This window comes from Microbulbifer sp. TB1203 (assembly GCF_030997045.1).
GTDB lineage: Bacteria > Pseudomonadota > Gammaproteobacteria > Pseudomonadales > Cellvibrionaceae > Microbulbifer.
In genome coordinates this window covers 1,320,180-1,334,338 of record NZ_CP116899.1, presented here as the reverse complement: position 1 = coordinate 1,334,338, position 14,159 = coordinate 1,320,180, and the positions used below count along the sequence as shown (strand labels likewise).

Below are 14,159 nucleotides of genomic sequence, written 5' to 3'. Positions count from 1 at the left end.
GCCTTATATACGGAAGGGATAAAAGAGACGAAATAATTTCCCGTGATCTGTTTGGATGATGATATTTTGGTACCAGTTTTGAATTTGAATGCTTATCAAACTCAAAAATAGAATTCCGATATAGAGGAATAGATTACAAGGCCTCTTCCCCGATTCAACAGTGGCTCCCGGTAGCGCGAGCCCTTATTCAAGTGCCGATCTCGCCACCATCATTTTTCTGAATTACCACCACGGAAGGCCGCGGCGGCATGCCCTCGGTAAAATCGGGCCAGCGTGTGGCCGGGTCCTCGAAAGTCGAGTTCCGTTCGAAGCCGGGGAAGTGCTCGGTTCCGTCGGTGCCGGGATGCTGCACGGCGACAAAGAGCGTCCCGTTATCAGCGGTAAAACGGGGACTGCAGAGCTCCGCCCCGATCGGAGTACGAAAGAACATCTTACTGTAACCGCGCAGGTCGCCTTCGGTCTCCAACCCGAAAAGGCCGTCGGCATTGCCGGTCTTCATCCAGTTGGGGCCCTGGTCGGTGGATACCCAGAGACGCCCCCTGGCATCCACGCAGCAGTTGTCCGGCGAGCCGAACCAACCGTTCTCCGAAGTCGCCTCGTGGTAAATGGCGCCGGACTCGGAATACTTCGGATTGCCGGCGACCACCAGCAGTTCCCAGGTAAAGCGTTCAGCCGTATGGTTCCCCTCCGGTGGCGAGAGCTCGACGACCTGGCCAAAGTGGTTGGGACCGCGCGGGTTGGGGCTGTCTACGGCGTCGGCCGTGCGCATGGAGTTATTGGTCAACATGACGTAGACCTTATCGGCCCACGGGTTCGGTTCCACGTCCTCCGGACGGTCCATCGGCGTTGCCCCCAGCATGTCGGCGGCGGTACGGGCCTCGATGACCACATCGGCCTGGCTGTAGAAGCCGTTTTCCGCCGTCAGCGGCCCCTCGCCGTGCACCAGAGGCAGCCATTCCAGAGAGCCGTCTTCGTAGAAACGCGCCACAGACAGAGTGCCGCTATCCAACAGGTCCATGTTGGCCGGGCGGTCGTCCGGGCTGTAGCGCCCCTCGGAGACGAAGCGGTAGAGGTAGTCGAAGCGCTGGTCGTCGCCCATATAGACCACAACGCGGCCGTCGGAATTGACGATCGGCTCGGCGCCCTCGTGCTTGAAGCGGCCCAAGGCTGTGCGCTTCTTCGGCCTGGAGTCCGGATCGAAGACGTCGACCTCGACCACCCATCCGAAGCGGTTGGCCTCGTAGGGCTCGGCATTGATGTCGAATCGCTTGTGAAACTTCGACCAGGCGCACCAGTCAGAGGGTACGCCACAGCGCCTGTAGTTGCGTGCTTCCGGATGGCCGTTTTTCAGAATGCCGCCGAAATAGTGGTGGAAGTTCTCCTCCGCCATCAGGTAGGTGCCCCAAGGGGTGATGCCCCCGGCGCAGTTGTTGAGAGTGCCGATGCAGACTACGCCGGCCGGATCGGCCGAGGTTTTCATGCGGTAGTGCCCGGCAGCGGGGCCGGTGATCTCCATCTCGGTATTGCCTCCGGTAATGCGCCGGTTGTACTGCCCGTCGGTCACCACCCGCCAGCGGCCGTCTTCGCGTTTCACTTCGATGACGGTACCGCCGTGAGCGGCCAGCTCGATATCGACCAGCTCCTCGGTCATGTCGGCAAAGCCCTTGTTATCCTGCCGGCCGATACCGGGGAACATCATTTCCTCGTTGGTGTATTCGTGATTCACGCAGAGCAGGCCGTGGTCCGGGTTGTCGGAGCCCAGCGGCAGGCCGATGTAGCCGAGGTAGTCGTTGTTGTAGCCGAACTGCTTCCGTTGTTCGGCGGCAGTCTGATTCATCGGGTCGAAGGGCGGCGAGTCGGCGAAGACCGGATCGCCCCAGCGGATCAGAATCTCGGCGCTGTAGCCGGGCGCCACGTGATGCGTCTCATCAACACCATGGGAAACCTCGTCCCAGAGGTAACAGCTGTCGGTTGCTGCCCTGGCTGAGGTCGATTCCTTCGGCATCGCGCGCTGCTCGTAACGGCTTTCTGTCACCTTATCGAAGGTGACCTCCGGATTGGGGTTCAGGGGGGTATCGTCGGAAGCCTTGAAGGTGGCTCCTTTGGATCTAAGGATGTCTTTGAGTTGCATGTCTGCTGCCTTTCCACATAGGTGCAATCGCTACCCTGGGCGCTGAAAAAATCCAGCTAATTTATTGATGGCATGCCTGAATAAAGCAGGTGTTTTTATATAAAAGATTCACGATAAATAAATCCAATCAATTATTCTTATGCGCTTGTATAAGTTCTGCCAGAAGTACGCTTAGCTGAGAGTCTGTGGACTTGTTCAGAGGTCCCCAGGCAATATAAATTTATGGTGAATTTTGCGAAAAAAAACGGGCTTGCGCCCGCTTCAATGTCTCTCTTCCTGTGAGCGATTATATTGCCGCGGCCTGCTCCGGCTCTTTTACTGCTGAGCCGGGCAGGTGCGGTGGTACTGGCCGCGCTTGCATGGTCGCGACGCTCTCCCCCGAGAGTCCTTTCTATGCCTGTCGGCTACGAATCAGGTTTTTCTACAAAGCACTGATCCGAGAATATTGTATTGCATATGCCTTATATGGTGTATGGCCAGAGGCGAGTTCTTACATTGGTGCTAGCGTCCCTGTATCTGGTCCATTGTTATTTCTCCGCGATTAAACCGATCAACCACTTCCAGGGCCAGTTGTTTCTTCTGCTCAGTGGTTAACTGATCAAATTTTGGGTCTGACGACATGGCTTCCATCAGCGGCTGTCCGGATGTGGCGTAAGTGTATATGCGCTGTTCCATGGTATCGTAGAGTTTGTGCTGTTCTTCCGTCGGACCTGTCGGATATACGGTAGTCGATGCTGCCGTAATTGGGCCTGGTGATGAATCTAGAATTGATTTGCTGATTGTTTCCCTGATGCTGGACAGCAGTCCGGCGTAGGTCTGACAATTCCCGACTGCGAGCCTTTTAATCGACTCCGTTTCAAGTTGGTTTAAGCGGTTATGCACTTTTTCGAGTAAGGTATTGTTCTCATGAACCATATTATAGTGTTTATCCATGAGGTTATGCTGTGCCGGATTTCCGATCCAGAAGCCGATAGCAATACCAAACAATAAGGATGCGCTGACCAACAGAGTATATCTCTTCATGACGGCTTCCTGACTTTGGGTATCTGTATCAAATCAAAATCAATGAAGTTCTTGAAAGGCGCGGAAGCACCCGTTAGTCCGGCGCTTCCGCGCCCAACAATCAGCTAGTCGGAACCTGATACCAGTTGAAGCTGCTGAGCCTGGCCCGTGTCACTGCATGTTAAGGTCACTTCCGTGCCTTGCACGGAGGCAGTGGCCGCTGAACTCATCAGTGTGCCCCCGAATGCGGTCGTCGCATCAACGGCACAGAACACGGATCCACCGCCGCCTCCGTCACCGCCACCACCGACGGATATCAGCGAAAATCCCGGAGTCTGTGATACAGACCATAGGTTCACCATGCCGGTCGCAGTTTGGGCCGCAAATGCTGAAATGGACGATGTGAGCAAAAAGGTGAATAAAAACACGTACTTGAATACTAACTGTTTCATGACAGTAGTCCTCCTTCATTAGTGTCAAAAGACTCCAACTTCTCATGTGGGAGCCCAGGCAGGTGGATAACCTGCACGGCCGAGTTAAGCAAACGAAATTTGCATGCGCCAATCACTTCTCGTTATGTGTATGAATAAACGCGCTTTATCCTTGCGTCTGTTGACGCTAAAACCTTCCTGGACCTGGTGAGGCACCACTTCTTAAATGAAGTAGAGTTCTTCCTCCTGGGTAAAATACAAACGGCGGGGACCTCTGGCGCTAAATCGGCTGACCCGGCCGCACCGGGTATCGGCGGCGCCTTAGGGCCTGCCGAGCCGGAGCTTCATAACCCGTGTCGCGGCCCGCGCCGGCTCTGTGACTGCTTGAGCCGGGCGGGTGCGAGTGGTCTTGGTCGCGCTTGCGCGGTTACAACGCTCTCCCCCGAGAGTTCCTTCTGTCTTTTCAGGCGGGCCTGGGGCCCCGCAAGCGGAGCTGGAGTTCCGCGTTCCCGGCAATTACTGGCAGGTCTAACACTTACTAAGTAAGGCGGAAGGGGAGGATACCCCTCTCCCGGGACCGTATGAGGCAGGGATGCCGATTACGAGCGTACAGGGATTTAAGGGGGGCGCCCAGCCCGTGTCCCGGGAGAGGGGTATCCTTTCCTTCCGACCCGGTAGTATGTCAGCATCAGCGTCCCTGTATCTGGTCCATTGTTATTTCACCACGGTTAATCCGGGAAACAACTTCCATGGCCAGCTGTTTCTTTTGCTCGTTGGTTAACTGCTGAAACTCGGGATCTGATGACATGATTTCCATAAGCGGCTGCCCGGATGTGGCGTAAGCATAGATACGCGCTTTCATGGCGTCATAGAGTTCGAGCTGTTTTTCAGTTGGGTCCGCATGCTGGCTGGCAGGTACTGTTGCTTCGACAGACCCGGCTGATGAATCTCGAATTGATTCACTGATCGTTTCGCGAATGCTGGACAGCAGCCCGGCGTAGGTCTGGCAGTTCCCGGCCACGACCTGTCTCGTCGCCTCGGTTTCAAATTGATTCAGCCGGTTATGTACTTTTTCGAGCAAGGCATTGTTTTCATGGATCATGTTGTAGTGTTTATCCATTAGATCCTGATTTGCCGGAGTTCCGGTCCAGTAACCGATAACAATGCCGAACAAAAATAATGCGGCGATCAGCAGGGTATGTGTTTTCATAATTTCTTCCTGACTTCGGATCTATATCAAATCAAAATCAATAGCATTGGTGAGCGGCGCGGAAGCGCCCATTAACCCTGCGCCTCCGCACCATCGGCCAGTTAATCGGAGCCTGACAGCATTTGAAGCTGTTGGGCTTGGCCGGCATCACTACACGTTAAGGTTACATCTACGCCTTGTACGGCAGCAGTGGCGGCAGAACTCATCAGTGTGCTTCCGAATTCGGCTGTTGCATCAACCGCGCAAAACACGGAATTGCCTCCATTTGCAGTGCCGTCGACGGCAATCAGCGAAAATCCCGGGGTTTGTGATATAGACCACAGGGACACCAGGCCGGTTGCGGTTTGGGCCGCAAATGCTGAAACGGACGATGTGAGTAAAAAAGTGAATAGAAAAACGTACTTGAATACTAACTGTTTCATGACAGTAATCCTCCTCCATTAATGTCAAAGGACTCCGACTTCCCGTAAGTGAGAGTCCAGGCAGGTGGATAACCTGCATGACGGAGTTAAGCAAACAATAGGAGAGGGGACCAATCGTTTCTCGTTATGTGTAGGGATAAGCTCGCTTTATCCCCTTTGTCTTCTTCCCCTTATTCCAGGTGGAGGTATCACCCTAGGGCAGGCCCTGGTCGCGCACTTTCAGCAGATGGCGCATAATTTCTCCGGGACGGGTGCGCGGCTGGACTTCGATTTCTTTCTGGGCTATCACCGATCCAACCGTTGACCCGATGCTCGGAGTCGAATTCCTCTCGGTCTACAGAGTGCGGGAGTGCGTTCGCTGAGAGCGAACACGCGATCGCCTTTCCCGACATCCGGTCTCCAAATATGTTGGCAAAGGATTGGTCAGTTCGCCGTAGTTGAAGCCTGTATCGATCCGTCGCGATCGATTCAGCGCAGCGCCGGGTGACTCTCAATGGTTAGTGCTTTTCAGTTCCGCCACCATCTTGATAAGAGTTAGGATTCTCCGCGCCAACTCTCGGGACAGGTTAATCAAAAGCACGCCGAAGTCTGATGGTTTTTCGTAATGCAAGGCGTAAAACAGATCTTTAGTCACCTCCAACACATAACTGTCACTGGTGGCTATCGCTGTTCCAGGCCATGGTGTCAGTGCGATCATGCTGACGAAGCCTATCGCCTCCCCGAAATGAAAATCGTATATGTGCTCGCTGTGATTATTCAACGCTTGGTAGTAGGCAATAGACCCCTCGAGAACGACAAAGAAGGAACCCGCCGGTTTTCCTGTTTCGAATATTGCTTCGCCTTTGCGTAGCGCGTGAATACGACCTTTTTTCATAAGATAAGTAAGCGCCTGGTCGGACAGGGCGCCGAGTGTCGCAGCATTTTTCAAATAGTCGATGCCGAGTTTGTCCAGCAAAAGACCACCATCTACCTGTTGCATGGCAATCGTTCCGGTAGAGTGATCCTTCCCTTCCGCCTTATTAGTAAGATACGACCTGATTGATATTGATCAATACTGTCTAAAGGTGGGGACATAAAATTTTTCATCTAATGTTGCAGAATCGGGGGCCGCATGTTTACCAAGCCGTGTACAGCCGGATGCCGCAAGTGCCGATATGATCGATCCTGACAGCCAGCGCCAATGGCACTGCTTACCTCTGGCCGAAGCGACCGCTCGACTGAATAGTGGTGAAGATGGTTTGTCGGCCATGGAGGCCGCGCGGCGCCTTGCCAGTTATGGCACCAATGCGCTACCCCTGCCACAACTGCCGGGTTTCTGGCGGTTGTTCCTGCGCCAGTTTGTCAGCCCGCTGATCTATGTACTGCTGGCGGCAACAGTTGTCTCACTCGGCGTGGGGGAGCTGATCGACGCAACGTTTATCGGTCTGGTCCTGCTGCTCAACGCGCTTATCGGCGCACTACAGGAATACCATGCACAACGCAGTGCCGAGGCTCTCCGTAACCTCCTGGTCAGCCACACACGAGTACTGCGCGACGGGAAAATCGTCGAGCTGGCTACCGAGCAACTGGTGCCCGGTGATCTCGTGCTGCTGTCGTCCGGAGATCGCGTGCCCGCGGACTTGCGTTTGCTGGAAGCCCGCGGCCTGGAGGTGGACGAATCCTTTCTAACCGGTGAATCGCTGCCAGTGAATAAGGATAGCCATGCCATTTGCGAACCCGATACGCCTGTGGCGGAGCGCTGCAACCAGTGCTTCGCTGGCAGCCTGGTTACTGCTGGGCGAGCCAGGGGCCTGGTGGTGGGTACGGGTTTGAATACCGAGATGGGGCGATTGAGTCTCAGCCTGGAAAGCGCCGACGTCGTCAGGCCGCCGTTGTTCCAGCGTATCGAGCGCTTCAGTAAAAGGCTCACGGTCGCGCTGTTGATTACGGTGGCGCTGCTGGCGATGATCGAACTCGCGCGGGGCACGCCGGTATTGGTGATCTTTATGACGGCAGTGGCACTGGCGGTATCGGCGATACCTGAAGGTCTGCCGATGGCGCTCACCATAGTGCTGTCTGTCAGCATGCGCAGGATGGTCAAGCGCCACGTTATCGTGCGCAAGCTGGTGGCGGTGGAGAGCCTCGGTTCCTGCACGGTGATCGCCGCCGACAAAACCGGCACCCTGACTCTGAACCAGTTGGTGGCCCGTGAAGTGGCTTTTTTCGACGGGCGTGGATTCCATGTGACCGGCGGCGGTACAGAACCGATCGGGGATTGCCTGCCGTTGGAGGGTGAGGTACAGCCCGGGGATGCCGAACGCCTGGCCCGGCTCAGTCGTGTGGCGGCACTCTGCAACGAGGCTGAGCTGCGCCAGTTGGAGGGCGGCCAGTGGCACGGCAGCGGCGACGCGGTGGATCAGGCGCTGCTGGTGCTCGCGCACAAAAACCACCAGGCGCCGGGCCAACTGCTGGACCGATACTCGCTGCAGGCCCAGATTCACTACGAACCGGCACTCGGCTTTGCCGCCACGCTGCACCGCGACGACGGGCGCCAACTGGTCTGCGTCAAGGGAGCGCTGGAAAAGCTGCTGCCGATGTGCAGCTATATGGCCGGTGCGGATGGCGACATTCCGCTGGATCGGAAGCTGGCTCTGGCGCGCATGCAGGAGCTGGCGGGCAGGGGAGCCAGGGTGCTGGCGATGGCTGAGGGAAGCTGGGACAACCGACATTCCTTTGCCGCGGACAATCTGGAAAACCTGTGCCTGCTGGGCCTGGTGGCGATGTTCGATCCGCTGCGGGATTCGGCCCCCGACGCGATTGCACAGTGCAGGGCGGCGGGAATCAATGTCTGTATGCTGACCGGAGACCATCCGCACACCGCCCTGAGTATCGCGTGGGAACTGGGGCTGGCCGGCAGGGGGGAAACCGCGGTCACTGGTATGCAATTGGCGGACGCCGAAGCCCGGGGAGGGCAGGCGGTGGATGCGCTGACCAGTGGCACCCGGGTCTATGCCCGGGTGTCGCCGGAACAGAAACTCACCATCGTGCAGTCGCTGCAAGGCCGGGGGGAATTTGTCGCGGTAACCGGCGACGGGGTGAACGATGCGCCGGCGCTCAAGGCTGCCCACGTCGGTGTGGCCATGGGGCGGCGGGGCACCGATGTGGCGAAGGAGTCCGCGGATCTGCTGCTCACCGACGACAACTTCGCCTCGGTGGTGGCGGGGGTGGAGGAGGGGCGGATCGCTTACCAGAATATCCGCAAGACGGTTTTTTTCCTGGTTTCCACCGGCGCGGCGGAAATCGTGCTGTTTCTGCTGGCTTCCGCATTTGCGCTGCCCCTGCCACTAACGCCGGTGCAGTTACTGTGGCTCAACCTGGTGACCAACAGCCTGCAGAGCATCGGGCTGGCGCTGGAACCCGGTGAGGGCGACGAGATGCAAAAACCCCCACGGTCGCCCAGTGAATCGCTGTTCAATCCGTCGATGGTGCGCCGGGTAGTGGTTTCGGGGGTGGTGATGGGCGGCCTCGGCTTTTTGTGTTTCAGCTGGCTGCTGCGACAGGGCTGGGAAGTGGAGACAGCGCGCAACAGTGTGCTGTTGTTGATGGTGCTGTTCGAGAACGTCCAGGTGTTCAATAGCCGCTCGGAAAACCGCTCGGTATTCCGGCAGCCGCTGTTCACCAACCCGGTTCTGCTCCTCGGCACACTGGCCGCCCAGGCGATACATATCCTCGCCATGTATTCACCGTTGATGCAAGGCGTGCTGGGTGTTTCCCCCGTAAGTCTTGCGCACTGGGGGGCACTGCTGTCGGTGGCGTTGTTGCAGCTCTTGGCGATGGAGCTATTGTTGTATATGTCGAAGTCCGGCTACCTCAAATCGCAGTGATGGCCTGGTGCCGCGCGCCTCTGCCATCCCGCGAAAATCAACCAGAGGGTTGTCTGTGAAAAGTGGAACCGAAGGCTGGCATCCATTGAGCAAAGGACTACACTGGTTGATCGCCATATTGATTTTGTGCGCCTGGGCTTCTGTGGAGATGCGCGAACTCTATGAGAAGGGTGACTCGATGGGGCAGTGGTGGGAATACCTGCACTTCACTGTTGGGTTCAGCATACTGCTGCTCGTCCTGCTGCGTCTATACTGGCGCGCTACCCACCCTCGGCCAGAGCTCTTTGGCGGGCGTTGGCAGCGCAAAGTCTCGCTACTGGTTCAGGCGCTCTTATATGTCCTGATGCTGGCCATGCCGATTACCGGCGTTGCCATGCGCCAGTTTTCCGGCAAGGAAACGCCCCTGTTTTGGCTGGTTAAACTGCCGCCGCTGGTAAAGGAGAATACCGATACCGTCGAGCAGCTGGCATTCATGCACGAGGATCTGCTGTGGAATGCGCTACTGGCGCTACTACTGTTGCATGTCAGCGGCGCGCTGTGGCACCACTTTGTCAAAAGTGACGATACGTTGCGGCATATGTTGCCATGGATAAAGTAGGGCTGAATCCGATGACGGAGTTATGGTCCGGGAGCGGTCGCCGAGCGGAACCGGTGCGCCAACGCATCTCCTCAAGGCTCCGGTGTCCCAGTGTCTTGAACACCGCGAGCTAACTCCTCCCTGGCGATGGCTGCCAGTCGTTCATATCTGCGCAAGAATTCTTGCAGGCTGTTTTCATCCAGTTCCTCCAGGTCGAGTAATGCATTGTGTGCTCCCTTGGTTGCTCGGATCAGTTCGTCCAATTTGAGTTGCATTGCCTCTGTATCCCGGTTCTGGGTATTCTGGATCAAAAATACCATCAGGAAGGTGACAGTGGTGGTAACCGAATTTATGATGAGCTGCCAGGTATTGCTGAATGCGAATAGCGGTCCAGTGATTGCCCAGAGCAGAATAATACCCAGGGCGGCTACAAAAGTTCTCGGCCGGCCGCAAAAATGTGCAGAGGATTTTGCGAGCTTTGAGTACCAGGTTGTGGGACGCATAACGCTTTCCTCGATGCTGGGTGGTCTATGGATTGATTGGTCAGGCAGGCCGGAGCCTAGCCGTCGACAACGGAGAAATTTTAATCGCGTGTTTCGAGCTGGTGCAGATTTTTCTCTTTATGGACGCGGCACGGATAGATCGATACTCGGATATTAAAACGATAGTCATATTTTAAACATTATCACAGCACCCAAAAATCGCCATCGACGAAAACCTGCGCGTTACCGACTGCGGCAATAATTCGCTGTGAACGCGTTCTGAGTAAAGGCAGAATGGTTGTCTCAGACGGTTTCGCGAGTTTCAACTCCGTCACTGAGGCAGGCTGCTTTGTTCGGCGATGCCCGGTGCTATGAATATGTGGCGCGCCGTGGAAGTTATCGACTTTATGACCGCGCGCTGGGCGAATCTGCCCAATGAACTGCTGAAAACTGTCTCCAACCGCATCATCAGCGATGATCGCGGCGTAGTGACGTCCAAATGCACAAACTTCGCGTGGCAGCAGGGAGAATGCCCTACTAGTGCTCGTGAATTACCGTTGGCAAGAACGGAAAGGGGCGTTTATGCTTCCTGTACTCAGGATCAAAATATGACATTTGACGTCGTTACCATCGGAAGCGCCACCGTCGACCACTTCGTTGACATCGACTCTGAACTGATCAAGGTTGACACCCGTACCAGCCACGAAGAGCTGATTGCGTTCCCCCTGGGCAGCAAATTGTTGATCAAGGAACTCAACACCACTACCGGTGGCGGTGGTACCAATACGGCAGTCGCCTTTGCCCGATTGGGATTGAACACGGGCTTCCTGGGCAAGATCGGTGAAGATGCTGCCGGCGATTTCGTACTGGACCGACTGAGCCAGGAAAAGGTCACCTTTATCGGCCCACGCGGCGGCCAGACAGGTTTCTCAGTCATTCTCAACAGTATCGAGGACGACCGCTCCATCCTCGCCTACAAGGGCGCCAACGATTTTCTGACCAAAGCGGACATTCCCAAACTGGATACCCCATGGTTGTATATTTCCAGCATGCTGGGTGAGAGCTTTGAAACCGTGATCCACATTGTTGACGAAAATCAGTTCAAGGTCGCCTTCAATCCCAGCAGTTATCAGGCGGAATTGGGTTATGAACGTCTGCAACGGCTGGTGGATCGGGTGACTCTGCTGGTAATGAACCGGGAAGAGGCCTGTAAATTTCTTGGCCTAAACTACACATCTCTGCCACCGGTAACCGAAATGTTGCAAGCCATGGCGAAACTTCCCTGCCAATATATGGCCATCACCGATGGTGCCGCCGGAGCCTGGGTCTATGATCGCGAGTACTGCTATCACGGCACGCCTAGAAGAGATATCAGTATCTGCGAAACTACTGGTGCCGGGGATGCCTTCACGTCTACCTTCACCGCCGCCATCATTCGTGGAAAGGACACAGAAACCGCCCTGCATCTGGCTATGTGTAACTCAGAATCAGTGTTGCAGTATAAGGGAGCAAAAGAGAAACTGCTCACATGGGAGGAACTGCGCGACGTGGCGAACCAGTGCGAACACCGGATTGAAAAGTTAACTCTGGCGGTTTCTTCCTGATGGGTGCGCAGAGCACATCACATTTATTAGTTATAAACAAATGTCCTAATATTTCATACGCTGACAATTTCCTGCAAAAAGAAAGGTGGTTGTGAAAGAAATGTTAGGAGATTTGGCTACTGGAATTTGCCAAGGCAATGGTGAATGATGAAGAGGCACATCCTTTCCGATCCCGGCGAGATTTGGAGTCTTATTAATGCAAACTACAGAAATCATCACCATTGATATCCACAATGCCATTCCCAACGGCAGCGCGGACACCAGCGCCCGGATTGTGGCATTGTGGCAGTTTATCGATGGTTTTTTCAACGCCCGTAAATTTGTGGTTGAGGACCCGTGCCGGGACCAACTGGGGGAATACAAAGTATCAGTGGATGCCAGCGCCCTGATTGGGTTGATGCAGAGCGCCGTTAGCGCAGCCGGCAGTTTTGACAGCTGCCGTCAGCAACATGCAGCTGACAGCCAAGTGCAAATCGGCAGCCGCCTGGACCTGACCATAGAAGCTCTGGACGCCAAGACTGATCTCTACTCCATGTATAACACCGCCAGCGTTTTTATCCAACAACTGCTGCTGGGGATGAACCTTGCCCTGCCCGGGTCCTGCCAATTCCTGAGCACCGACTTTGCCGGCACCCATGCCCATCGTTTTGAAGCTCAGGATTTTGACTCCAAGGCATTCCATGATGCCCACCTCAGTGCTATCGACCATAGTTGGCCGAGCATCCGCCAACTGGATTTTGAAACCGTGTGGAACTGGTTCGAAAATGCCGGCACAAGTGAACGCAACACCGCCATTTCCCCAATCAACAAAGTGGTCATCGACCTATTGAAAATTGCCCAGCAGCGTTATCGTTACGGTGCCCGAACAGCCATGCTTGTGGCCAACCAATTGGAACAACTGGTTGGCACGCGCAACGACGAAGATATGCAGCACGCCAGGGAGCGGGTCAGCCTGATCCTGGGTCGCCCACCGGAAGCCGCCGATTGCTTCAAGGAACTCTACCGCCTGCGCCTGGCCCTGTTCCTGGGCGAGCATCCGGTTCGGCGCCCGGACCTGGTGTTCCATAATGCCGATGAGGAGATCATGCAGCAGTTGGCGCAACACAACTCCGGTATCGAGAAATCACTAGCGGTGGTATTGGCATTGTTGCAGGATCTGATTTTGAATAACGCTGAGGGATATCAGTTCAGCGAGCAGATGGCGCGGAAATAGGTTATTAAAATAGGAATCTGTGGGTAATGGCAGATTCCGAGCCGGTGACGTTGGAGGGCAGTGACGAGCGCGAGCTGTTCCCGCTCGGTATCTGGCATCGCAACTGGCGAACCGCGACCCCATTGAGTTGCCGATCTTCCATTATATCGGCGAGCATTTTTCCGACTTGGACTGGTTGGCATCGACCCGGCGCCGAAGAGCGTTTCAGCGTTGCCTGCGGACCGGCTCCTGAGCACGGGCGCGATCGCGAAAATTGTGCTTGAGCCGGCCCGCGCGGGCGGCCCGCGCCAACTCGTCCCCGGGTAGGGCGAAGTGGTCCATGTCCAGGAATTCGTAGCCGGCGTTTTCCAGCGCCGAAACCGCTGCCAGCTGCATGGCGATCTTCTCCATCGGCCCCGGTGTGGTGTCGGTGTCGATCAGCCGCTGTGCCTTGAAACGGTGCGGCAGGTGGGCGTAGTGGTAGAGGGCGATGTGGTCCGGCGCCAGCTCCATCACTTTGTCCAGGGTGGATTGCAGGCCAGCGACCGTCTGCCGGGGCAGGCCGTAAATCAGGTCGTAGGAGATGGAGCGGAAGCCGTTCTCCCGTGCGGCGGTGGTCGGTTGCTCCACCTGCTGCGGAGAGCAGATACGGTTGATCGCCAGCTGGACTTCGGTATTGAAGTCCTGGATGCCGAGACTCAGGCGGTTGAAACCGAGTTCGTGCAGGGTGACCAGGGTGTATCGGGCTCCAGCGTGCGCGGGTCGGCCTCGATACTGTACTCGACGGCGTCGCCGGAGCCGAGCTGGAACACCTACCTCAGCCCCTCCACCAGGCGCCGCAGGTCGCTATCGTTGAGGAAGGTGGGCGTGCCGCCACCGAGATGCGGTTGCACCACCGGCGCACTGGCCACCCGATCACGGTACCAGCGCGCCTCCTTCAGCAGGCAATCGAGGTGATTACCTTGTTGCAGGCGCAGAAGTAACACAGCGAGTGGCATAAGGGGGTATGCACATACAGTGACAGCCTGCGGATATTCTCCAGGGCGAGCCAGGGCTCCGTCCTCTCCAGGGGCTCGAACCGGTCAGCAGTAGGGTAGGAGGTGTAGCGCGGGCAGGAACCGCTGTAGCGGGACAGCAGTTCCGGCGAGAGATCGGCGCGCAGGCGATTGGATGCTTGTGTCATTTCGGGAAAACCGCGAGTCAGAAGTGATTGCCAGGGCCGGCCATATGGACGAGCGGGCCCAG

13 protein-coding genes and 1 pseudogene are annotated in these 14,159 nt (G+C 56.2%); 5 read left to right on the top strand and 9 right to left on the bottom strand.

All coding sequences use genetic code 11. The features are described from left to right. Positions 1-187: 187 nt before the first annotated feature. The 6 genes from PP263_RS05650 to PP263_RS05625 form a co-directional block, all read right to left on the bottom strand. Positions 188-2,131 (bottom strand): PhoX family phosphatase, encoded by a 1,944-nt coding sequence (locus PP263_RS05650; protein WP_308367390.1) that lies wholly within the window; start codon positions 2,129-2,131, stop codon positions 188-190. Positions 2,132-2,632: 501 nt separating this feature from the next. After that, on the bottom strand, positions 2,633-3,154 hold the full coding sequence (locus PP263_RS05645) for a hypothetical protein (protein ID WP_308367389.1): 522 nt from the start codon (positions 3,152-3,154) through the stop codon (positions 2,633-2,635). Between the two features lie 104 nt (positions 3,155-3,258). Continuing rightward, complete coding sequence (locus PP263_RS05640) at positions 3,259-3,585, bottom strand: hypothetical protein (RefSeq protein ID WP_308367388.1); 327 nt, start codon at positions 3,583-3,585, stop codon at positions 3,259-3,261. A gap of 667 nt (positions 3,586-4,252) precedes the next feature. Then, positions 4,253-4,774 carry a hypothetical protein gene (locus tag PP263_RS05635; RefSeq protein ID WP_308367387.1) on the bottom strand — a complete coding sequence of 174 codons (522 nt, stop codon included), beginning with the start codon at positions 4,772-4,774 and terminating at the stop codon, positions 4,253-4,255. A 101-nt stretch (positions 4,775-4,875) separates the two neighbouring features. After that, a complete protein-coding gene (locus tag PP263_RS05630) occupies positions 4,876-5,196 on the bottom strand; it encodes a hypothetical protein (RefSeq protein ID WP_308367386.1) in 321 nt (106 codons plus the stop codon). A 490-nt stretch (positions 5,197-5,686) separates the two neighbouring features. Further along, positions 5,687-6,175, bottom strand: a complete 489-nt coding sequence (locus PP263_RS05625; protein WP_308367385.1) for a Crp/Fnr family transcriptional regulator — start codon at positions 6,173-6,175, stop codon at positions 5,687-5,689. A 175-nt stretch (positions 6,176-6,350) separates the two neighbouring features. Between PP263_RS05625 and PP263_RS05620 the strand changes: the two genes are divergently transcribed. Both PP263_RS05620 and PP263_RS05615 read left to right on the top strand, forming a co-directional pair. Next, a complete protein-coding gene (locus tag PP263_RS05620) occupies positions 6,351-9,059 on the top strand; it encodes an HAD-IC family P-type ATPase (protein WP_308367384.1) in 2,709 nt (902 codons plus the stop codon). A gap of 55 nt (positions 9,060-9,114) precedes the next feature. Next, on the top strand, positions 9,115-9,657 hold the full coding sequence (locus PP263_RS05615) for a cytochrome b/b6 domain-containing protein (protein ID WP_308367383.1): 543 nt from the start codon (positions 9,115-9,117) through the stop codon (positions 9,655-9,657). A 71-nt stretch (positions 9,658-9,728) separates the two neighbouring features. Here the strand turns inward: PP263_RS05615 and PP263_RS05610 are convergent, their stop codons facing one another. Beyond that, complete coding sequence (locus tag PP263_RS05610; protein ID WP_308367382.1) at positions 9,729-10,139, bottom strand: low affinity iron permease family protein; 411 nt, start codon at positions 10,137-10,139, stop codon at positions 9,729-9,731. A gap of 362 nt (positions 10,140-10,501) precedes the next feature. Between PP263_RS05610 and PP263_RS05605 the strand changes: the two are divergent. From PP263_RS05605 to PP263_RS05595, 3 genes and pseudogenes are all read left to right on the top strand, one after another. Beyond that, positions 10,502-10,606: pseudogene (locus PP263_RS05605) on the top strand (hypothetical protein); the annotation flags it as partial. A 120-nt stretch (positions 10,607-10,726) separates the two neighbouring features. Then, on the top strand, positions 10,727-11,722 hold the full coding sequence (locus PP263_RS05600) for a carbohydrate kinase family protein (protein ID WP_308368567.1): 996 nt from the start codon (positions 10,727-10,729) through the stop codon (positions 11,720-11,722). Positions 11,723-11,918: 196 nt separating this feature from the next. Continuing rightward, entirely contained in the window at positions 11,919-12,935 is a 1,017-nt protein-coding gene (locus PP263_RS05595; RefSeq protein WP_308367381.1) for a hypothetical protein, read from the top strand. A gap of 204 nt (positions 12,936-13,139) precedes the next feature. On the opposite strand, the gene PP263_RS05590 is transcribed toward PP263_RS05595, so the two are convergent. Then, a complete protein-coding gene (locus tag PP263_RS05590; RefSeq protein WP_308368565.1) occupies positions 13,140-13,604 on the bottom strand; it encodes a hypothetical protein in 465 nt (154 codons plus the stop codon). Between the two features lie 247 nt (positions 13,605-13,851). Next, positions 13,852-14,097: a hypothetical protein gene (locus tag PP263_RS05585; protein ID WP_308367380.1), complete on the bottom strand. Its 246-nt coding sequence runs from the start codon at positions 14,095-14,097 to the stop codon at positions 13,852-13,854. Positions 14,098-14,159 lie beyond the last annotated feature (62 nt).